The following is a 19,522-nucleotide window of genomic DNA, read 5'->3' as shown; positions in this document are numbered from 1 at the left end:
CTCGCCGGCAAACCATCGAAAGGAACAAACAAACTTATGGGTGCACCCATCCAGCCCACTGAATCTCCTGAGACCGTCAAGCCCCGCGGGCCCTACACAAGTGTCGTGCGCGTGGGTGAGGCCGTCTACCTCTCCGGACAGGGTGGTCTCGATTTGTCCGGCGAAGTCGTCCATGGCGGAATTAAGGAAGAAACCCACCAGACCCTCCGGAATATCGAAACGAATCTTCGCAGCATCGGTGCCAAACTCAGCGATCTCGTCACTGCTACCTGTTACCTTGTGGACATCGACGATCTGATCGAGTTCAACGCGGCATGGCGGGAGTATTTCGGAAGCACCGTCCCGCCCGCGCGAACTACCGTCGCGGTGGCGTCGCTGCCCTTCGGGCTTCGTCTTGAGATCACTTGCCAAGCTCATATTGGGCATCAATCAGACCCCAGGGGACGCGATTCGTCGAGGAGATAGGAAAGTTCAGTGGAGAACGTTCATTTGATTCATGATGGAGTCATGCCTCATGAGTATCCCGAAACTGGCCAAACGTTTACAGACGACGAACGCGCATATGCTCACCTGGCGTCTACTGTTCTTGGCCAGGTCATTTACGCACTCGCTCAGCACTTGGGCCCGCGAGTGGAAGTTCTGGTGCACGACCTCACACGGATGCCAGCCTCCATTGTGGCCATAGCTCAGTCAATAACCGGCCGACAGGTCGGAGGCCCGCCTACCGACCTGAGCCTGATTCTGATGGCCAGCCAACGCGCCGAAGACGTCGTTGGATACGCATCGGAGTACGAGGGAAAGGTTCTGCGGTCCACGAGCTCCTTCGTTCGCGCCCCGAGTGGTAGAGCAGTTGTTGCGCTCTGCGTCAACTCAGATGTCGACGATCTTATCCGCGCCAGCGAGGCACTGGCGCAACTAACCGCGATAACCCCCCTCCGCCTTGGAAACAATGGGCATCACAGCACCATTGAGACTTTCGCGTCGTCCGCCGAGTCACTGTCTGAGGGGATTCTGCGCGAAGAGCTAACGGCCACTGGAATCCCTGTTGAACTCATGAAGAAAAAACACAAAATCGCGATCGTTCGTGCGCTGAAGCTACGAGGATTCTACGAGTTGCGCGAGGCCGTGGACCTCAGCGCTAAGGCGCTCGATGTCACCCGCTACACGATCTACAACTATCTGAACGAGATCGCTCAAAGCGAAACTCAGTGACAGTCAACTTCGAAGAACTCGACTAGGAGCTACGTGCGCGCCCGGGGCTTCCTTCCACGAGGTGGGAACAGCCGGAATCGTCACAAATTATCCCAGGGAGATGGAGAAGGAACTCTTTCGCGCAGCCAACCCGGGATCCTCTGGTCCAGTCTGTACTGCGGTATGTCTCGCACCCCCGGGACGTGGGTGCGGGCACAAACGCGTTTTACCGGAATCCGCTCAACCTCGCCAAGCGCTGGAAAGAATCCGCCCTGGGCCGCGCAAGCGGCCGTGGGCACACGAAAGGAACATACCCATGCAAGCTCGCCATATACAACGCTTCGGCACGGCAACGCTGACGATCAAAGGTGTGGACCGTCCGGTGCACGTTTATTCGGACCTCATCAGCGTCATTGATGACAGAGGAACCATTGGTGACGCCTCAACCTTCTCGTACGTCCTGGACGACGATGATGACCAGAACGGCTCCGCGCGCCCGTTGCTTGTTGCGTTCAACGGCGGCCCCGGGTCGGCCAGCAGCTGGCTGCACCTGAGCGGTCTTGCCGCCTACACTCTCGCCGCTCCTGAGCCAGGCTGCGACGTGCTTCCCATCCGTCCCGTGCTTCAGGAATCCACGGTTTCGGTGCTTCCGGTGGCCGACGTCCTGTTCATCGACCCGGTCGGTGCCGGGTTTGGGCGCAGGGCCGACGGCGTGGACCCGCAACGTATCCTCGGGACCTCAACCGATGTCCAGTCCTTCGCGGCAATCGTTCACGAGTGGTTGCGTCGTGAGAACAGGCTTGGTTGCCCGGTATTTGTTCTCGGGGAGAGTTACGGCACCCTGCGTGCCGCGGTCCTCGCCGATGAGCTGCAGTCACGAAGCGAACCCGTCAGCGTGCATGGGGTAGCCCTTCTTGGGCAGGCCCTGAACGTCATGGACACCGCCCAACGACCAGGAAACGCCATGGGGTACATCGCCAACCTCGAGCTGCTGGCCGCGGCCGGCTGGTACCACGGACGTGTTGACGCGCCGAACCTCCAGGTGGCAGTCACCGCGGCCGCTGACTTCGCCCGAGGCCCATACGCCCATGCACTCCTGACTTGGCCCACCTTCCCGGAAACCGAACGCTCCCTGCTGGCCAACCAGCTTGAGAAGCTGACCGGGCTCCCAGCGGTCGAATGGACACGCCGTCGGCTCCGGATCACCAAGGAGGCCTTCCGCACGGAACTCCTCCGCGAAAGTGGCCTCATCCTCGGAAAATACGACGCCCGCTACACCACACGCAGCTGGGACGCTGACCGCGGCGATCACCGAATCGACCCTGACTCTTCCGCTTACTCACCTGCATTCCAGGCAGCCCTTCACCGAATCTTCCATGAGGTGCTTAAGATAAACACGGACCGGGACTATCTCCAGGTAGATCCTGGCACAGCTCGGGGCTGGAACTGGGCCCTGGATGAACTTGATTCCAAGGGAGGACCGTTCGGCAGATTCGACCACGCGGGGGCACTGACGCGCTGGATGAGACGGCAGGCAGGTTCACGCCTGCTTCTGGCGACAGGACTCTACGACACGCTGACTACCATCGGGGCGGCCGACATGCTCCTGGCCACCGCAGACCTTCCCGCGGGTCGCGTCACCCGGCGGACCTACGCCGCAGGCCACATGATGTACACGGACCCGCAATGTGCGCTTGACCTGGCCAATGACGTCCGTGAACTGATCACGGGGGATCTGGAATTCGCGGACGGCCACGCCGGCACTCTCGACCAGCACCCAGCGGAAAAGCTCCCTCTATGACACCCACAGCGGACCACAGGAAAGGCCATTCCTATGCCTCACGTCATCACCAGCGTTAAACCACTTGCCGAACCTCTCTCCGAAACCATCGGCGACCTGCATGTCGATATAATTGTTGAACGCTGGACGCTTCGGGGACCCAGCGGTGCGGCAGCGGATGCAGTTACTACAACCTACAAACGTGCTGGGACGGACGCTTCCCCACGCAGGCCCGTCATTTTCGCTTTCAACGGTGGACCTGGTTCGTCCTCTGGATTTCTCGGATCAGGCCTCCTCGCGCCGTTCCGCATCGATTTACCCTCACCGACCGAACCACCGGTCCATGGTCCCTTCCGGCTTGTACCGAATACCGAACATCTGTTGGAGACAGCCGACGTCGTGCTCGTGGACCCCCCAGGGACAGGACTGACCAGGGTTCCCGAGGACGCGCGCGCCGACTTCCTGGGCGTCACCCAGGATGCGGACGCTGCGCTGGCCATAATCCGAAGCTGGTGTTCACGCCAGGACAGAGACGGCTCGCCTCTTTACCTGCTTGGCGAAAGCTACGGTTCAGTCCGAGTAGCGACCATCCTTTCGCGGTCCTTGGGCGGACCCACTATCGGCGGAGAAATGCACGGCACGGCCTTTTCGGGAGCGATACTCATCGGCGGCGCCTTCGATCTGAGCGGGCGCATGTCTGGTGATACCCGCTTTATATCGTCGTTCCCCACCATGGCCGCAACCGCCTGGTTCCACGGGGCCATAGAGAAGATTGGAAGTCTCCCCGAACATGTCGCGTCGGCCTCCAAATTCGCCCGGGAGGAGCTCGTCCCGCTCTACGATCGCGGGCGCCGGCTGGATGAGCAGGAGAAGACAAAGGCGGCCCACGTCATGTCAAGTTTCATCGGTCTTCCGGCTGCCTGGATCGCAGCACACGACCTCAGGGTGGAGCCATCGGAATACACCGGACAGGTACTTGCCGAACGTGGCTTACAAGCGGGCGCCTATGATTCCCGGTTCGCTGCGCCACCCAGGACAGGGACACCACCATTCTCTCCCCCGGCAGATCCCGTAGCCGATGACAGCGCCATGGGCCGCTATACCCAGTCCTTTGCCTGGGCCTCCCGCGAGCTTTTGCGGCGCGCCGGGGTCACAGACCTAGCCGACTACCGCATAATCGATTTCGCCAACGTGAACGGCCAATGGGATTGGGGCCACGGTCCAGGAACGTGGCTGCCGAACGACCCCGCCGATTCCCTACGACGGGTCGTAGACTTGGACTCCGACTTCCGGATGCTCTTCGCATCGGGGGTCTACGACTTCGTCACCCCCGTTGAGTCGGCACAGATCGCAGCTGACCATATCAGTTACGACCCGAGCCAGGTCGTCGTGCGCCAGTACGAGTCGGGACACATGCCGTACATCGGGGACGAACCGCGGAAGGCACTCTCAGCAGATATCCGGACATTCCTCAATGCCCAATGACTCAAGGGCTGCAGGAAATAGGCCAGCATTCCCGCCGCGCGAGACCGCGTACCTGGACAACGCATCCATTGGGCCCGTTCCCACGGCAGTCCGCGAAGCGGTTGAGGAGGTGCTGCTGAACCTAGGACAAGGCACGGTCGGGTTTCGCCGTGCCCACCGACTGGCCTCCACCGCGCCGCAGTTGATTGCCGCAGAATGGCAAGTTGCAGAGTCCCAGATTGAGTTCATGTCCAGCGCCGGCGAGGCGCTGAATGCCACGGCTCGAGCGCTCGGACTGGGGCCGGGATCGACCGTCCTGGTCGAGAAGGGCGACTTTCCCCAAAGCATCCTCCCGTTCCAGGCACTCAAGGGCGTCATAGTCGAACAAGTCCAGCGCGTTGCTGGCGGGAACCGCACCGAGGCGATCCTGGACGAGATTCGCCCCGGGACGGAGGTCGTCAGCGTCACTCACGTCCACGCGGACACCGGGGAAGCCGTTGATCTGGAAAGGCTGGCCGCAGCATGTGATGACGTCGATGCCCTGCTGGTCGTCGACGGGTCTCAAGCCGCCGGGGCCCTGGCCGTCGACGCGTCGTGGGCGGACGTATACGTAGCCACCGGATACAAGTGGCAGCTCGCGGGTTTCGGGATTGCCGCCGTGGCGCGGTCCAAGTGCTTCGATGAACGTGCGGTGAATGGGCTGCGAGGCTACAACAACACCAGCGGGGGACTGTCGACGGGTCATCTCAATATCTCCGGTGCTGCATCACTGGCTGCAGGTGCCTTGGTCCGTCGCGAGGTCGGCCTTGGGGAGACGTACCGGGCCATCGCCGAGCGCCGCTCCCGGATCTCCGCAGCTGTTCGCGGTTACGGCCTGACAGATGTCATCGAGGGGGCCGGCATTCTCAGTATCGGCGCCAGCGACCCGGAAACAATAGTCGCTGCCCTGGCCGAGCGCGGGGTTGTCGTCGCTGCACGCGCAGGCCGCGTACGCATCTCTCCGTCTTTCATGACTGCCGACGAAGAGCTGGACAAGCTCATCGGCACCATAAGGACACACATTGAAGAATTTGGAATCTCGGAAGGATCCTTCGCATGAGCGACACTTACACGCTGGTATCAAACGAGGAAAGCATCGGTTCGATGTCAGTCGAACGTGCCCTGACGGATCAGGGTACGTTCTTCGACGTCCACTGGCTTGTGGATGACAACGGACGCGGAGCAAAGCTCCACGAGCAGATCTGGCAGGACCAGACCGGGATGCAGACTCGATGGCATATTCGGGGGACGTCCCTCATGGGCGGTACGGTCGATGAGTCGTTCGCCATCTCCGGCGAACGAGTCAGCTGGACCAGTCAAGCAGACGAAGGCCAGACAACCAGGACCGGTCCCGGGGTTTACGTCCCCGCGGACGAGACTGCTTGGTCCTGGATCCTCCTAACCCAGGCAGCACTCGCCGCCGGCGGCACCATAGCCCTCTTCCCCTCAGGGCAGGGCACCGCAAACGTCGTCCGGCACGTGGACGACGTGGATGTCCGGGTGGTTGAACTCTCGGGGGCTACCCTTCACCCCAAATACGTCCTTTTGGGAGCGGATGACGCCGTTGCAGGAGCAATGGACGAACTGATGCTCGTTCTTTCACCGCGGTTGATTGAGCACGCACCGGAGTTGCGCCGGCTCCGGGAACAACTGGCCACAGAACGTCTCCGACGGGTGAGCGCAGGAGCGCGGCTAAGCGACCGCAACACGCTGCTTATGCGAAACGTGCGCGTACTTGACGTCGAAGCCGGGAAATTGGGGTCAAACTCCGATCTGATGATTGAGAACGGCATTATCCGGTCGATAACACCGGCGGGAACGGTGGACGTTGCCGACATCGACGTGATCGACTGCCACGGGCTCTCGGTCCTGCCTGGACTTCACGACATGCACGCGCATATCGCGGGCGCGGACGCCCTTCTCAATGTGGCGGCCGGTGTAACAACAGTCCGTGACATGGGCAACGACCCTGCACGCCTTGAGGAGCTGGTGTCTGCGATCGAGTCCGGCGACTTGGTAGGCCCGTCCGTCGTCCCTGCGGGATTCATTGAAGGCCGCAGCCCATACTCGGCGCGCTTTGGAAAGATTGTGTCGAGTGTCGAAGAAGCTGTGGATGCGGTGCGCTGGTATGCGGAGCGCGGATACACCATGGTTAAGCTTTACAACTCCATCCGGGCCGAATGGGTACCGGCCACAGCCGCGGAGGCGCACCGCCTTGGGATGCGTGTCCTTGGGCACATTCCGGCGTTTTCGAATGCCGACCAGGCTGTCCTTGATGGCTTCGACGAAGTAACCCACCTCAACCAGCTCGCTCTGGGGTGGTTGCTCGCTGAAGGAGAGGACAGCCGCACGCCCTTGCGGCTGACCGCGCTGGCGAGGGCCGCCGATCTTTCGTTGGATGATCCGCGGGTCCTGGCCTCGATCGAGCTGCTGCGTTCGAACAATATTGGCGTCGACACGACTGCATTCATCATCGAACGACTAATGCTCAGCCGTGCACGGACCACCCTTGAAGCCGATCAGCCCTTCCTTGAACACATGCCCCCCGCGTACCAGCGCCAACGGCGTCGCACTTATGTTCCCTTCACCGAACCGGCAGACCTGGAACAGTACGATGCTGCTTTCACCCGGCTTCTGGAAATTCTTGGGCTTCTGTACCGGTCTGGCATTGACTTGTGGCCCGGCACAGATGACGGCACGGGCTTCCCGATTCATCGGGAACTGGAACTGTACGTATTGGCAGGCATGACTCCTGCCGAGGCAATCTACAGGGCGACTGCCGCGTGTGCGGCCCATCTGGGCCGAGGGGCCACGCACGGTCATGTCCGCGTTGGCTACGCAGCAGACCTCATTGTGGTTGAAGGGGATCCTACCGTCGATGTTTCCGTGGTGCGGCGCGTGGCGCTTTCGCTTCTGGGCGGGCGTGCGGTATCTCCGTCCAGTATCTACAAAGCCATGGGTATCAAGCCGTTCATCGATACCCCTGAACTGGTCACAGTGCGTGCCCTTACGCTTTTGCAGCCATAGACGATCACTTCCTGCTTTGCTTTGACTTTTAGGATGTTGGCGCGGTCGGCACTTGGGACGGGGAACGGTCGCAAGTGCCGACCGCGCCAACTGCTCACGGCAGCGAGATCATGTTTCTTGGCGTCTGCCTGCCGGCCGTGCTGTTGCGTACTGGCCCGGGTGTCCGGAATGAACTGCGCGCGCCTGCTCCGTGTCGGAATCATGGTGCAGACGGGCGTTTACAGCCGCAGGTCCAAATTGAATGGCCCGACGCGGGCGCTCAAACATGCGTGCTGCACCCGGGCGTTGTGAACGTTCTACCGGGCCGCGGCAAGGGAGGCGCTCATGAACTCGACTATGACTTTCTGGGAGATGGCGACGTCGAGCACGAAGACTCCCTGCTCGTGGGTGGCCAGCCAATCGCTGAGAACGGCGAGATCGGACAAGGATCTGACCTTGATGCCGTCGCTGCCCATTGCGCGGCCAATTGCCGCGAAGTCGACCTCATCGATCAGCATGGCGGTGGGGTCGAGACCCTTTGATGCGTATTGATGCAGTTCGGCGCCATACGCGCTGTCGTTCAAGACGACGATGACGCCACGTTTGGTGGTTCGAAGGAACGTCTCCATATCGGCGAGGCCCATGAGGCCTCCGCCATCGCCTGTAATGAAGACGGTTGTGCGGTCGGGCCTGGCGGCACACGGTCGAGTTCCTCGGCTGTGGGAACCCAGACCGGCTTTTCAGGCAGTGGGAGAGGACTTGCAAGTTCGTCGGCAAGCGGTGCGTTGGCTAGGTCGTACGGAATCGAGAGGACTACCGGTTGGAAGTTGCGCATCGCAAGGTCGAAGGCACGGTGGGTCATGGCAGGAGCATCAGCAGCGGTAGCCGTCACCGTAGTGACGCCGACTGCGGCTGAAGCGCCTGCCTGGTCTATGTCGAATGTCCGTAAGCCGGTGCTGGGAGCATCGCCCACCACAAGAACGAGGGGGATCCGCGCCAAACGGGCTTCGGCTAGCGCTGTATATGTATTCGTGAAGCCCGCACCATATGTGGTTGTGGCCACGCCGATCAGTCCCGTCGCCCGATAGTAGGCGTCAGCCATTGCCACGGTGGCAGACTCGTGCCTGGCGCTTGTGAATGGGAATCCCGCGGCGGTGAGGTGGCTGACAAGGTGGGCGTTTCCGTTGCCCATGAGACCAAAAACATGGTTGGTACGGGCGGCGACGACCTGAGCCACTGCGGAGGAAACCGTTGCCGGAACCGTAGGGCGAATGGCGCCCGGGTTGGTGATCATTTTGCCGGATCCATTTCGTGAACAATTGATGATGAGCGTTGGGCGAAAGTGTCCTTGCTGCCTAACACAGCGAGGACCCGGTCGTTTGTGGCCGTATCGGCCAGGGTGATTCGGACGCCGTCGTCAGCGTAGGACCGAACCAGCACGTCTGCGCGATCGAATGCTTCCAGCAGGTTCAGTCGCAGCCGCTCGTCGGTTCGCAGCCATATGAAATTTGCCTCGCTGTCGGGGGTCTCCCACCCAGACTCGCGAAGGATCTGAAGCACACGGCGGCGTTCCGCCGTTACCGCGTCGACGCGCTGTTGGATCTCGGTTGCTGCGTCCAGGGAAGCCGCGGCCGCCTGTTGCGCCAAGGCGCTGACGCCAAATGGAAGGGCTACTCTGCGCAGTCCTTCTGCCAGGGAAGAGTGGGCAATGGCGAACCCGACGCGTAAGCCGGCCAACCCATAGGCCTTGGAAAAGGTCCGCAGGACGCAGACATTGGCGTGGGCTCGAAAGAACCGCGTGGTGTCCGCGGAGTCTGCGGCATCAACATACTCGACATACGCCTCATCCACTATGACAAGTACGTGAGGCGGCACAGCTGCAATAAAGCGCTCCAGCGTGTTGTGATCGATGGCCACCCCCGTCGGGTTGTTAGGCGTGCAGACGATAACGGCCTTGGTCCGGTCGGTTATCCCTGAGAGCATCGCATCGAGATCATGGCCTTCGTCGGCTCCCAGTGGAACGGGGACGGGCGTGGCGCCGGAGAGACTGACAAGAATCGGATACGCCTCGAAGGACCGCCAGGCGAAGACAACTTCGTCGTCAGGTCCGCATGTAGCTGCCAGTAGCTGTTGCAGGACGCCCACACTACCCGGGCCGATGACTACCTCGTCCGGCAGCACATGAAGAAAGGCGGCGATGTGCTCGCGAAGCTCCGCGGCTGCCATGTCGGGATAGCGATTGATTCGATCGCTGGCTTCCCGAACCACCCGTAGCACGGACGGCAATGGCGCCTCATGGCTCTCGTTTGACGCCAGAGCGGCGGCGAGGGCGGTGGACGCGCGACGCCCCGCGACATAGCTGGGAAGTGCAGATACAACCTCGCGCAAGACAGGTTCAATGCCTTCGGGGGCGCCACCACCATTGGAGACGTGTGTCATCGTTTGTCCTTCTTTAGATGTTGCCCGGGCTTCAATACCCGCTACCTACGCGCGCATAGCCGCTTGCGGTACCAGGCTCCCCGCAAGCGTCCCAAGAAAGGAGATGAATGCGCTACCACTTTGAATTTCAATGAGATAAGTGCACAATAACTTCCGCAAAGCCTGCCAAAATGCTTTACATGTATCGACTTGACTCCCTGGACGCCCGCATCATCCTGGCCCTTGATGACGATCCTTCCGCGACGATCCTGGCCTTGGCAGGACTCCTCAGGGTTGCCCGGAACACCGTACATGCTCGCTTGCGGAGACTTACGGACAGTCCCGTGCTCCGACCCTTCAGCCGCCGTCTGGACCCGCGCTCTCTCGGGTACGACCTCACCGCCTTCGTGGAACTGTCCATCCGCCAGGGAACAGGCGAGGAAGCGTTGGCGGGGTTGTCGAAGATCCCGGAAATAATCGAGATCCACTCAACGACGGGAAATGCCGATATTTTGCTGCGAGTAGTGGCCCGTGACACGACGGACCTGCACCGGATTACCAACCTGATGCTCACGATGCCAGGAGTGCTGCGGACGAACACGTCGATTTCTCTGCTCGAAGTCATGCCGCTACGACTCACTGAGTTGCTGCGCAGGGCGGCCGAAGATGGTTCTCCCTGATTTCACGAATGGAAACCTGCCCCGTCATGACTGGGGTGCATTCAAGCAGCGGCGCGGTCCTGCTCCCCACGTGAGGTTCTACCCGAGAGGCCTACAGAACGCTTCATCGATCTTCCCCTGCTCAGCCAGGCCCCCGGCTTGCCGCCATACTGGGCACGTTTGCCTGGGGCGTAGGAATGATCAACTCCCTGGAAATTACGGCCGGATCCTCATCGCATGAGGTTGGGCTGGGATCTCCGCAACAGCAATAGCCATGCCCAGCATCAGTCTTACCGGCGGATTCGTCGTGGCCCTGGTGTTGGTCGGTGACCTGGCGCCAGCCACTGTCTTGTCATGGTTTTTTACGAGGCAATGATCGTTGCGTGTTCGGGAATTCCGGCACTTATATACCTACAGCACGGGAGGAAAAGGACGCCAACTTGATCAGCCGCACGCGGCCTGCAAACGGGCAGAATAACTTCCGGTTGGCACTGGGAAGCAATTCGTAAAGACAGGAACCCCGTGCTGCACGAGCGGGGAATTTAGGCTGTGCTGGGATTTGCATATCGCAACTCCCTCTAGGAAGCCCGACCTACGCCACCGAAGTTGGAATAAACAACTTAGAGTAGGCTTGCGGCATGGGCAAGATTCCTAATAATAGTTGCGCCATCGCCCGCAGCCTGGAAGTGCTCGGCGGGCGCTGGACATTTCTGATCCTGCGTGAGGCCTCTACGGGGTCGAGCCGATTCTCGGAGTTTCGGAGCGGGCTTGGTGTGGCACCAGATGTTCTCACCGAACGCCTGAACACCTTGGTCGAAAACGGTGTGATGCAGAAGGTTCCCTACAGAGAACCGGGGGAGCGGGCTCGCTTTTCGTATGCACTCACGGATGCTGGCAGGGAGCTCCTCGTCGTCCTGCTCGGCCTGCAACAGTGGGGCGACAAGCACCTCCCCTGGCCGGACGGGCCAAGTTTTTTGCGCCAGGTCGAGGGCACAGGACGTCCAGTCCATATTGGGTTTATCGACGATAGCGGAAACGAAGTCGACGAAAGATCCGTCGCACTGGTCCCGACCGTGGCCCATCCCCGCCTGAAGTAGCGTAGCTTCCGTTCCAAGGTGTGCTCCTGCCAGCCTCCACGGCCGGCCTCGAAGGAGCGAGGCTGACCTGAAGGCTCTCCGCAACAATTTCCCGATACCATCCAGACGACTGCAACGGTACCGGGAATGCGGCAGCGCGCGGACCCGGCCAATCGACCGAGCTCGTCGGGGCGGTCCGCAGAGAACGTCCCGCGCTTCAGTGAACTCTGGGCAAGCGGATCTTGAAGGTTCGGGACCATCACGAAGGCTCCCCTCACGCTTCTTCTTTCCATGTCAGGATGCCCGAGGGGCTTCGCGGACTGCAGGAGGAACCCGCCTTGCCTTGCCTCCACCGCCAGCTTGCGGCGCCAACCAACGCAACACGGCGACAGAGGCGCCCTCTCATCACCGATGCGTGCCCCTCGACCTGCCCGCTCACTCGACGAGGGGGCCAGAGAACAGTTAGATAGAACCTGACTTGGCTTTTACAACTCAGAGACAATAGAGTCAGCCCTATGAGCAACCAAACGCAATTTCAGGTCCATGCCGTGTCTCCGTCCTACTGGAGGGTGACCTTCGAGAACGACCCGATCAATCTGATCGACCCAGACACCGTCGAGCAGCTTGCCGATTTGATAACCCGGATGGAGCAGGACCCTCATGTGACCGTCGTGGTGTTTCAGAGCGCCAACCCGGACTTCTTCATGGCCCACTTCGACCTTCTGTCCGACATTCAACGCATTTACACCACTGCCCCAGGTCCCACCGGCCTCCTGCCTTTTTCGGACAACCTTCTGCGGCTCAGCAAGGTTCCGGTGGTCACTATCTCGGCCATTAAGAGCCGTGTCCGGGGCGCGGGAAGTGAGTTCGTCTTGAACACGGACATCCGCTTTGCCGGCAACAACGCCATTCTGGGACAGCCCGAGATTGGTTTCGGAGCGGTAGCTGGCGGCAATCCGATGGGGCGATTGGCTGAGTTGGTGGGACGAGGCCGTGCCATGGAGATCATCCTGGGAGGAGACGACTTCACTGCCCAGCTGGCGGCCGAATACGGATACGTCAATCGAGTTTTTCCCGACGACGAATTGGACGACTTTGTTGACGCCTTCGCTCGCCGTATCGCCGGGTTCAGCAAGGCTGGGATCGCCGGCGCGAAGAAATTCGTTGACGAAGCCACAGCAATCCCTGCAGGGGACTATGCTGCCGCCATGGCCGCCTTCAGGCGTACGGCCATGCGTCCGGAAAACGCGGATCACCTTCGCAGCCTCTTCGACCGCGGCCTGCAACAGCCACAGGGAATCGAACTCGATCTCGGCAAACACGTCGCCGAGAGACTCTAAAGCCTGGAGCGTCCCATTCCCTTGGCCCCGCAATGGGACAGAGCCGGAGAACTTGGCCCGTAAGCATGCAGCTACTTATACGTCCGGGTGCCGTTCGCAAATGCTGGCGACCCGTCGTCTTCGTAGTCGCTGACCCCGGCCAGGTCGCGTCCGGCGATGTATCCGAAGGTGAGGGCGGGGCCGAGGTTGATGCCTCCGGCGGGGTAGTGTCCGCCCATGACTGAGGCTTGGTCGTTGCCGGCGACGTAGAGTCCGTTGATGGGTTGTCCGGCGTTGTCGAGGGCCCGTGCGCGCGGGTCGGTGGCGAGGCCTGCGAACGTTCCGAAGGACCCGGGGAGGACTTTGACGGCGTAGAAGGGGCCCTTTTCCAGGGGCCGGAGGGATGGGTTGGGGGTGTTCTTGGGGTCTCCGCCGTATCGGTTGAATTCGGTGGTTCCCCGGTCGAAGTCGGGGTCGATGCCGTTGCGGGCGTTTTCGTTGAAGTCGGCAACGGTTTGTGCCAGCGCTGTTGGGTCGATGCCGCAGGCGGTGGCTAGTTCTTCGATGGTGTCGCCCTTTTTCAGATAGCCGGAGCGGAGATAGGGGAATAGCGGGACGGGCAGCGGTTTGGCCATGCCGAGAGGAAACTTGCGGACGTATACGGCGTCGGCGATCTGCCACGCTTCGACCGGTTCACCCTCGGGGGTGGCTTTGAGCATTCCTTCGACGTAGTCGTAGTAGCCATTGGCTTCGTTGACGAATCGTTTACCGTTGCGGAGCACGCCGATGCTGCCTGGTTTGGCGCGGTCCATGATGTGGGGGAATGTTCCTGTCCGGCCGTTGCGGTAGGGAACCAGGGAGACGGGGCACCAGGCGGCGGCAGATTCGACGTTGGTGTCGAAGCTGGCCCCGATGGCTTGGGCCATCGTTATGCCGTCTCCGGTGGTTTCCTTGGGAGCCAGGGTCCAGTGTTCCTCGCCGGTGGGGGTTTTGGGGAAGAGTTCGGCGCGGCGGGCCACGTCGTTGGGGAAGCCGCCGGTGGCCAGCACGACGCCGCGGGAAGCGTTGATAGTGTAGCTTCCGGCAGGTGAATGTGCGACGGCGCCGCTCACCTTTCCTGCCTCGTCGGTGAGGAGGTGTCTGGCCGGGGTGGAGACGCGGATGTCCACACCTAGGTCGTCAGCTGATTTCAGGAGCCTGGCGGTGAGCGCGGTGCCGTTGACGAGTTGCATGTTGCGACGGTGGATGAGCAGGTCCAGAAGATGGCGGCCTACCCTCCAGATGGCATGGAGCAGGCCCTGAATGTTGCCCTGGGAGGCGGAGAGGAACTTTGTCAGGTCAGGTCCGGCCATGATGCCCATGCCCAGGAATGAAGTTTCATAGAGCTGGTGGCGCGCCTTGGCCCGTAGCTCGGGCTTGATGTTGCGCGCATTGAGGGGTTCGGGCGCCACGGAGCGGTTTCCGGTACCCGCGCCAGGGGTCTGGCCATAGATGTCTTTGATCTTGGCCCCGGGGACGAATTGGAGGCTGGTCTTGTTATGGAAGAAGCCGACCATGTGGGGGACTGCTTCAAGGAAGGCCTCGATCCTTTCCGCGTTGTAGTTCTTGCCGAGGCGGTGGCGCAGGTAAGTGCGGAAGAGTTCCCGGTCCTCGTTGATTCCGGCGGCCTTGGCCAGGGGGTTTCCTGGAGTCCACGCCCAGCCACCGGACCAAGACGTGGCACCGCCGCAGACGTCCGCTTTTTCGACGACGATGACTTTCAGTCCGTGGTACGCGGCCGTGACCGCTGCTGACAGGCCGCCTGCGCCCGAGCCTATGACCAGGACATCGCAGTCCTGGGTGGTGCCGGGGGTTGCGCTTGATTCATCAGTTCTGGTCTTCACTCGGTTGGCCTTCATCGTTGTTCTCGGGGATGGGCTGGAGGCAGGAACGCGCCTTTGGGCTGCACGCACCTGCCTCCCCCTATTAGTGGTGGGCATGGATGCTGTTTTAGGGCTAGTGGTGTTCCTTGTTGGCCCATTTATAGGACCACAGGCTTGAGACCAGTGCTATGAGGCAGAGTCCAGCAAGGAGTGCTGCTGCTGGGACCCAGCTGCCGCTGCTGGCCATGAGGGCGGTGGCAATCAGGGGAATAAAGCCACCGACAGCGCCGGCCAGCGCATAGGCGAATCCTGCGCCGCTGTAGCGGATCCGGACGTCGAACATGTCGGTGAACCACGTTTGCTGAACGCAGGTGGAAATGTTGTGTCCGAGATTGATGAGGGCGAAGAAGCCCAGGATCATCGGGAACAGGTCGCCGCTTTCAAGGGCTGCGAAGAACGGGGCGGCTGCTAGCGCTGCGGCAAGTGGACCGATGATGTAGAACCATTTCCGGCCGAACTTGTCTGCGAGGCGGCCCCAGAGGGCCAGGAAGGGGATGGCCAGGACCATGGCGACCATCGAGGCGGTCAGGACCGTGGCGGGAGGGGTGTGGGTGAAGTTCTTGACATAAGCCAGCGAGAAGGTGAAGCCCATGTAGAAGGTGCTCTGGTCTACCATCCGCATGCCGATCACAGCGAGGATCTTTTTGGGGCTGGTCCGCAGTGCCTCGGCCAAGGGCGCGCGTGCGGCCTTGTGTTCTTCCTTGGCGGCGGTGAACTCTGCTGACTCGGGCACGCCGGCCCGGATCCAGAGGCCGATCAGGGCGAAGAGGATGCTGATCAGGAACGGCAGTCGCCAGCCCCAGGCAAGGAACTGTTCAGGGGTGGTCAGTGCGGTGACCAGGGAGAATGCAGCAGTGCCGAGCAGCAGCCCGACGAACGATCCGATCTGCACGCCGGTGGCGAGGAAGTTCCGCTTGCTTGCCGGCGCGTTTTCCACTGCCATCAGGGCCGCGCCGCCCCATTCCCCGCCGACGGCGATACCTTGAATGGCCCGCAGGGTGATGAGCAGGATTGGTGCGGCGACGCCGATCGCGGCGTAGGCGGGGAGCAAACCGATGGCCGTGCTGGCCAGTCCCATCATGATGACGGTGATGAAGAGCATGGTGCGGCGGCCGTACTTGTCGCCAAAGTGGCCAAAGATGGCCCCGCCGATCGGGCGGAACAGGAAGCCGACGGCGAACGAACCCATGGAGGCCAGCAGCCCGGCGACCTGATTGTCCGAGGGGAAGAACAACGGCCCGAAAACAACGGCGGCTGCGGTGCCGTAGAGGAAGAAGTCGTACCAGTCGACGACGGCGCCGACGGTGCTGGCCAGCGCTGCGCGCCGTCCTGCCTTCGGGCTAATGACGACTGCCGGGTGGTTCAGTGCGCCCATGGCGGTGGCACTCCCGGTGCTGGGGGTTTGAGGACTCGGCATTGCGGTTCACCGCAACCTTTCTGTTTGCTCGGCTGCACCTTTGCGGGCGAGCGGATTGAATGCTTTAATGACTACGTAGTCATTTAGTGATTTAGATCATACGCGCATGTTTTGGCCTCGGTCAAACACCCGCTGAGCAGGATGGAAGTTATGAACAGAACGATCGGGCTGGCGCACTTGTCGGCGCTGCATTTGAGTCCGCCGGAGCTGGTGGACGCAGCGGCGGCCGCCGGCTTTACCTCTGTCGGGGTCCGGGTTCACCCGGCAACCCGGGGTGAAACGCAGTACCCCATGGCGGCAGGTTCATTCATGTCGGTGCAGACCATTGAACGGCTGGCGGTAACGGGACTCGTCGTGCGCGACGTTGAAGTTTTTACCCTGGACGGAAACCGCGGACACAAGGAATGGGAACCGGTCCTGGAGGCCAGCGCAGCCCTCGGCGCGAGCGTTCTTAATGTGATTGGCGGTGATCCGGACCGCGCCCGCCTGACGGACAGCCTCGCGGCGCTGGTTGAGGATGCCCGGAGGTACGGAATCCGTCCGTCCATTGAGCCGATCTCGTATCAGCCACTTGACTCCATCCCGGACGCCGGCATGCTGGTCGGGCAGACGGGCTGCGGAATCATGCTGGACGCGCTCCATTTCGTGCGCGCAGGCGGCCGAATTGCAGAGCTCATAGCCCTGCCGGCAGGGGCGGTCACCGTCATCCAGCTCTGTGACGGTCCGGCAGAGACCCCGGCCCTGCCGATCCCGCACCGCATGCCGCTGGCACAGGACGTGAACGGATCCGCCCGGCAGATCGAGTCGCGCGCGAAAAGGCTGGCTCCCGGGGAGGGGGTCTTCCCGCTTCGGGAAATCCTGGCGGCCCTTCCGGACGCGCCGGTCAGCGTCGAGGCCCCTGATGTCCGGGCCGTCGAGACCGGCGGCACAGCCACACACCTCAAACACCTCCACACCGCCGCCGAGACTCTGATCGGCTGACCCCTGAACACCGAAATGGAGACAACACCATGAGCGAACTCACCGAAATCACAACACCCGGGGCAGCCGCAGGCAGCCCCCTGCGGCCCCGAACCGCCAGCGCAGAGATCTATTGGCCGGGCCGTTTCCGGGATCAGGTCATCCTGGTCACCGGCGCCGCCGGTGGGCTCGGATCCGACACCGCGGACCGGCTCGAACGTGAAGGCGCCACGGTCGTGTGCACCGACGTCGCCGACGGCGGGCTGGGCGACGGAAGCAGCCCGGCAAACTGCATGGCCCTGAACGTCACCAGCAGGCCGGACTGGGACCGCACCATCCAGACAACACTCAAGCGGTACGGCCGGATCGATGGCGCGCTGTTCGCCCACGGAATCCAGGGCCCCGAGGTTCCGGTGACCGACATGCCGGCCGACGGATGGGCCAGAACCCTGAGCGTGAACCTGGACGGCTGCCTGCACGGCCTGGCGGGCATCCTCCCGGTCCTCACACAGCAGGGATACGGCCGCGTGGCCATCCTGTCATCAATTTCCGCCCGTGAAGGAAACCCGCACCAGGCCGCCTACTCGGCATCCAAGGCCGGACTCGTGGCCCTGGTCAAAACGGCAGCGAAGGAAGTCGCGCCTTACGGTGTCACCGTCAACTCCATCGCCCCGTCGATGATGAAGACCCGGCTCCTTGAGGACCTGAGCCCGGAACGGAACGCCCAACTGCTCGCCAAGGTCCCCATGGGCAGGGTCGGACTACCGGAAGAATTCTCGGCCCTGGCAACCTGGCTGCTCTCCGTAGAGGCGAGCTACGTGACCGGTCAGACACTCGACTTGAGCGGCGGCCGCAACACCGCCTGAGGAGGCGTCGCCGTCGTCCCCCGAATTTCAAGCCTGACCGGAAACACGGGTTTCCGCGCTTGGCTGGGAGGCTCGCCCTCGATCCTTCCAGCCAAGCGGTCGACCGCCTCATACGACATCTCCGCAATGGGCTGGTGCACGGTGGTCAGGTTCACAAAAGCCCAGCGGGATGGCCCGGAATCATCAAATCCCACGATCGACAGCTCTTCCGGAACCCGAAGGCCCAACTGGGCCGCGGCGTCTAACGCAGCAAACGCAAAGGCATCGGTCGCGCAGAACAGAGCAGTAGGACGGTCTTCCTGCTCCAGCAGCTGCAGGGCGGCCCGGACACCGTCCTCATGCGTCAAACGGAGGTGCTGAACCCAGTCCTCGCGTATTGGGATGCCGCGGCGCTCCATGGCAGCGCGGATACCGTCCTCGCGGTCACGGCCATTGGAACGATCCCGCAAAGTCGATAACACGCCGATTCTCGTGTGCCCCAGACCCTGCAGATGGGAAATCACCAACTCACCCGCGCCACGGTCATCCGCGAGCACCGCCTCGACATCGACGCTGACATCATCACGACTCAGCAGCACCACCGGAGTGCCACGGTCAAGGACCCGCCGGACCGCAGCTGATCCCTCCCGCGCCGACACGAAGATCATCCCGTCAACCGTCGCACTGTCAAGCACATCAACAGCCTCAGGGTCAGGTGAAAAATCCGGGTCCCGGATCAGGACCATCCGGTAACCACGCTCCAGCAGCCGATTTTGCAACGACTCCACAATGACCGGGTAGATCGGGCTTGTCAGATCAGCAACGACAATGCCTACAGCATGCGTGCGGCGCGTCACCATCATGCGCGCCGCTGCGTCCGGTACATAGCCAAGTTCCCGCGCCGCGGACAAAACCCGCTCCTTCGTTGAAGGCGCGACAGCCGGATCCCCCCGCAAAGCACGTGAAACCGTCGACTGCGACAATCCCACATGCCGGGCCACATCAACACTGGTTACCATTACCTAATCGTATTTCACCCACGGCACCCCCGCCCTGCAGAAACATCGACGACGCCGCCGCCCGGAAGAATCTGCCCCGACAGGTCAAATACCACCCCGACCCCAGCGTCGACAAAGCCTGGGCGCACCGGATCCTGCTCCTGCGCGCCGGCGGCGCCCTCACTCGGATGATGTCTTCCCTCGAAGACGACCCGAAGGCAAGCCGGAAGCAGTCTGGAAGGTCAAGGAACTTCCGCGGAGACCTTGGCTCCTGCTCCGGCCGACCCGGTGCCGAGCAGTCTGGAACGCCGGCACCCGTTCCTCGCTCAGATCCTCGATCCTCAGCCGTTCGGCGGCCACGGGCCAACCTGCCCCAATCCTTCAACGTGTTCCGAACCGTGCCCGGCGTATGACCCCGTGGCGTCAAC

Annotated in this window: 17 protein-coding genes; 11 read left to right on the top strand and 6 right to left on the bottom strand. The window is 61.9% G+C overall.

Annotated features, from left to right (window positions below; genetic code table 11):
- Positions 1-36: 36 nt before the first annotated feature.
- From AB4Z38_RS18715 to AB4Z38_RS18690, 6 genes are all read left to right on the top strand, one after another.
- The gene (locus tag AB4Z38_RS18715; protein WP_441431104.1) at positions 37-465 is read left to right on the top strand and encodes a RidA family protein; all 429 of its coding nucleotides are present in this window, start codon (positions 37-39) and stop codon (positions 463-465) included.
- 9 nt (positions 466-474) lie between these two features.
- On the top strand, positions 475-1,212 hold the full coding sequence (locus tag AB4Z38_RS18710) for a helix-turn-helix transcriptional regulator (protein WP_441431103.1): 738 nt from the start codon (positions 475-477) through the stop codon (positions 1,210-1,212).
- 295 nt (positions 1,213-1,507) lie between these two features.
- Positions 1,508-2,992 carry a S10 family serine carboxypeptidase-like protein gene (locus AB4Z38_RS18705; protein WP_441431102.1) on the top strand — a complete coding sequence of 495 codons (1,485 nt, stop codon included), beginning with the start codon at positions 1,508-1,510 and terminating at the stop codon, positions 2,990-2,992.
- A gap of 33 nt (positions 2,993-3,025) precedes the next feature.
- Positions 3,026-4,456, top strand: a complete 1,431-nt coding sequence (locus AB4Z38_RS18700; protein WP_441431101.1) for a S10 family serine carboxypeptidase-like protein — start codon at positions 3,026-3,028, stop codon at positions 4,454-4,456.
- Entirely contained in the window at positions 4,446-5,534 is a 1,089-nt protein-coding gene (locus tag AB4Z38_RS18695; protein WP_441431100.1) for an aminotransferase class V-fold PLP-dependent enzyme, read from the top strand. Before AB4Z38_RS18700 ends, AB4Z38_RS18695 begins: the two co-directional genes overlap by 11 nt.
- On the top strand, positions 5,531-7,501 hold the full coding sequence (locus AB4Z38_RS18690; RefSeq protein ID WP_441431099.1) for an amidohydrolase family protein: 1,971 nt from the start codon (positions 5,531-5,533) through the stop codon (positions 7,499-7,501). The genes AB4Z38_RS18695 and AB4Z38_RS18690 overlap by 4 nt, the downstream gene beginning before the upstream one ends.
- A gap of 296 nt (positions 7,502-7,797) precedes the next feature.
- Here the strand turns inward: AB4Z38_RS18690 and AB4Z38_RS18685 are convergent, their stop codons facing one another.
- The 3 genes from AB4Z38_RS18685 to AB4Z38_RS18675 are packed head-to-tail and all read right to left on the bottom strand — an operon-like array spanning position 7,798 to position 9,919.
- Positions 7,798-8,124 (bottom strand): thiamine pyrophosphate-dependent enzyme, encoded by a 327-nt coding sequence (locus tag AB4Z38_RS18685; RefSeq protein ID WP_441431098.1) that lies wholly within the window; start codon positions 8,122-8,124, stop codon positions 7,798-7,800.
- On the bottom strand, positions 8,061-8,774 hold the full coding sequence (locus tag AB4Z38_RS18680) for a thiamine pyrophosphate-binding protein (RefSeq protein WP_441431097.1): 714 nt from the start codon (positions 8,772-8,774) through the stop codon (positions 8,061-8,063). Before AB4Z38_RS18680 ends, AB4Z38_RS18685 begins: the two co-directional genes overlap by 64 nt.
- Positions 8,771-9,919, bottom strand: a complete 1,149-nt coding sequence (locus AB4Z38_RS18675; protein ID WP_441431096.1) for a histidinol-phosphate transaminase — start codon at positions 9,917-9,919, stop codon at positions 8,771-8,773. The genes AB4Z38_RS18680 and AB4Z38_RS18675 overlap by 4 nt, the downstream gene beginning before the upstream one ends.
- A gap of 170 nt (positions 9,920-10,089) precedes the next feature.
- Here AB4Z38_RS18675 and AB4Z38_RS18670 point away from each other — a divergent pair, with 170 nt between their 5' ends.
- The 3 genes from AB4Z38_RS18670 to AB4Z38_RS18660 all read left to right on the top strand — a co-directional run bounded on the left by AB4Z38_RS18670 (position 10,090) and on the right by AB4Z38_RS18660 (position 12,973).
- Positions 10,090-10,578, top strand: a complete 489-nt coding sequence (locus AB4Z38_RS18670) for an Lrp/AsnC family transcriptional regulator (RefSeq protein ID WP_441431095.1) — start codon at positions 10,090-10,092, stop codon at positions 10,576-10,578.
- 617 nt (positions 10,579-11,195) lie between these two features.
- Positions 11,196-11,654, top strand: coding sequence for a winged helix-turn-helix transcriptional regulator (locus AB4Z38_RS18665; RefSeq protein ID WP_441431094.1), 459 nt, complete (start codon positions 11,196-11,198; stop codon positions 11,652-11,654).
- Positions 11,655-12,148: 494 nt separating this feature from the next.
- Complete coding sequence (locus tag AB4Z38_RS18660; protein WP_441431093.1) at positions 12,149-12,973, top strand: enoyl-CoA hydratase/isomerase family protein; 825 nt, start codon at positions 12,149-12,151, stop codon at positions 12,971-12,973.
- 71 nt (positions 12,974-13,044) lie between these two features.
- Here the strand turns inward: AB4Z38_RS18660 and AB4Z38_RS18655 are convergent, their stop codons facing one another.
- Entirely contained in the window at positions 13,045-14,835 is a 1,791-nt protein-coding gene (locus AB4Z38_RS18655; protein ID WP_441431092.1) for an FAD-dependent oxidoreductase, read from the bottom strand.
- Between the two features lie 112 nt (positions 14,836-14,947).
- Complete coding sequence (locus tag AB4Z38_RS18650) at positions 14,948-16,291, bottom strand: MFS transporter (RefSeq protein ID WP_441431091.1); 1,344 nt, start codon at positions 16,289-16,291, stop codon at positions 14,948-14,950.
- A gap of 150 nt (positions 16,292-16,441) precedes the next feature.
- Here AB4Z38_RS18650 and AB4Z38_RS18645 point away from each other — a divergent pair, with 150 nt between their 5' ends.
- On the top strand, positions 16,442-17,272 hold the full coding sequence (locus tag AB4Z38_RS18645) for a sugar phosphate isomerase/epimerase family protein (protein WP_441431090.1): 831 nt from the start codon (positions 16,442-16,444) through the stop codon (positions 17,270-17,272).
- A 29-nt stretch (positions 17,273-17,301) separates the two neighbouring features.
- Positions 17,302-18,117 carry an SDR family NAD(P)-dependent oxidoreductase gene (locus AB4Z38_RS18640; protein ID WP_441431089.1) on the top strand — a complete coding sequence of 272 codons (816 nt, stop codon included), beginning with the start codon at positions 17,302-17,304 and terminating at the stop codon, positions 18,115-18,117.
- Here the strand turns inward: AB4Z38_RS18640 and AB4Z38_RS18635 are convergent.
- Positions 18,078-19,115, bottom strand: a complete 1,038-nt coding sequence (locus tag AB4Z38_RS18635; RefSeq protein ID WP_441431088.1) for a LacI family DNA-binding transcriptional regulator — start codon at positions 19,113-19,115, stop codon at positions 18,078-18,080. The two genes, AB4Z38_RS18640 and AB4Z38_RS18635, sit on opposite strands and share 40 nt — an antisense overlap.
- Positions 19,116-19,522: the final 407 nt, after the last annotated feature.

The organism is Arthrobacter sp. 2RAF6 (genome assembly GCF_052115205.1).
GTDB lineage: Bacteria > Actinomycetota > Actinomycetes > Actinomycetales > Micrococcaceae > Arthrobacter.
Note: the sequence above shows the minus strand (reverse complement) of the source record. Positions and strands in the feature narration are given on the sequence as shown.